The following is a 1,440-nucleotide window of genomic DNA, read 5'->3' as shown; positions in this document are numbered from 1 at the left end:
GGTGGAGATCGCCTATTCGAGTTTTGTTGATCGATTGAATGATTCAGCAGCTCGTTTCTTCGCGGCGGTGCTCAATGACTGCATGCGGTCTCCGGTCAGCGGTATGACCCTTGAACTCCAGGAACGGTATGCTCGTTTTGCAACCGTGTTCATCCAGGACTCGACGATCATCCGACTGAGCAAGAAACTCGCCGACCGGTTTCCGGCGGTGCGATCAAAAACCACCGCCGGGGTCAAGGTCGCGTGCCTCCTCAATGTCCTTGCGAGCGGACCCCGAACAGTCTCGATCGTGCCGGAGAGGAGAGCGGAGATCAAGACCCTCCGGATTGGACGGTGGGTCGCGGGCTCTCTCCTCCTGGTAGATCTCGGGTTTTATGCATACCATCTTTTTGCCCGGATTCACGAAAATCGAGGATTCTTTGTCTCCCGGGTGAAGAAGGCAAGTAACCTGAGGATCGAGGCCGTTCACTCACCGATGGATGCCAACCTGTGCACATCCCTCATCGGCCAGAATCTTCTCTCCGCGATCCCGGGGTTGGGTATACAATCTTTCGATGCAACGGTCTCGGTCCAGCTCAAACGACGAGTATACCGGGGGAAGCGACGACGGGAGCGGTATACGTTCCGGTGTGTGGGGAGGGTTCACCCGGATACCGGGGAATGGCGCTGGTATCTGACGAATCTCAGTCCGAAGGAGTTTACCGTGGATGAGATCGCTAAACTGTATCGATTCCGATGGGAGATCGAGACCCTGTTCGATGAGGCAAAGAACGAATGTAATCTGGGTGATATCGCGGTCAAGCGCGAGGGCGCCTCGATGGCCCTCCTCTATGCCATGCTGATCCGTCAGGTGATCCTCAAACGCGTGTACCTGGTGTTGCGAACGCTTCTGGATGAGAAAACCCGGCAAAAACTCTCGCCGGACCTCTTTGGGAGAGGGTTTATCGAGCAGATGGATCTGCTGTTGGAGACACTGGTCGATGAGGGGAAGGAGCCCGAAGAGCAGATCCGGGGCAGGGAGGGATGGAACCTCTGGTTCGCTCGACTCTGCCGTCACGGTCTCCAATACCACCCAAAGAAACTGGCCCGAGACGCTATCCTGAAGCGTTGACCTGAACGACCGGAGGGCATCCGGCTCGAACACGGTCTGCCAGGGAGAGCGGGAGCTCTCGAAAAAAGAACCGGAAAATACGCCCAAATTGGCGTCTTTTTGAAAAAATGATGTGATCAGCCGGGGATCACGTGGCCTTGGTGTGGTCGATGCCAGAGATTGATGGGTACGTCCGGGAAAGAGGGTGATAGTGGGTCGCTCGACAGGGTGGAGTCGTTGTGGTCGCGGGAACGAGCGACCTGATGGACATATAAAGTGCTACTTTATGGAATAATAGTCGCAAGTGCGATGGGAGATACCCCCCTCTCAAAATTAACCTGACGCCAATG

Annotated in this window: 1 protein-coding gene; it reads left to right on the top strand. The window is 55.7% G+C overall.

The genetic code is table 11. The annotated features are described in order from the left end of the window. Positions 1-1,111, top strand: a 1,111-nt coding sequence (locus BUC45_RS10115) for an IS4 family transposase (RefSeq protein WP_296972076.1), incomplete at its 5' end; no start/stop codon positions are given. Positions 1,112-1,440: the final 329 nt, after the last annotated feature.

It is taken from the genome of Tepidanaerobacter sp. EBM-38 (genome assembly GCA_001896545.1).
In the GTDB taxonomy this organism is placed as follows: domain Bacteria; phylum Bacillota; class Thermosediminibacteria; order Thermosediminibacterales; family Tepidanaerobacteraceae; genus Tepidanaerobacter.
Note: the sequence above shows the minus strand (reverse complement) of the source record. Positions and strands in the feature narration are given on the sequence as shown.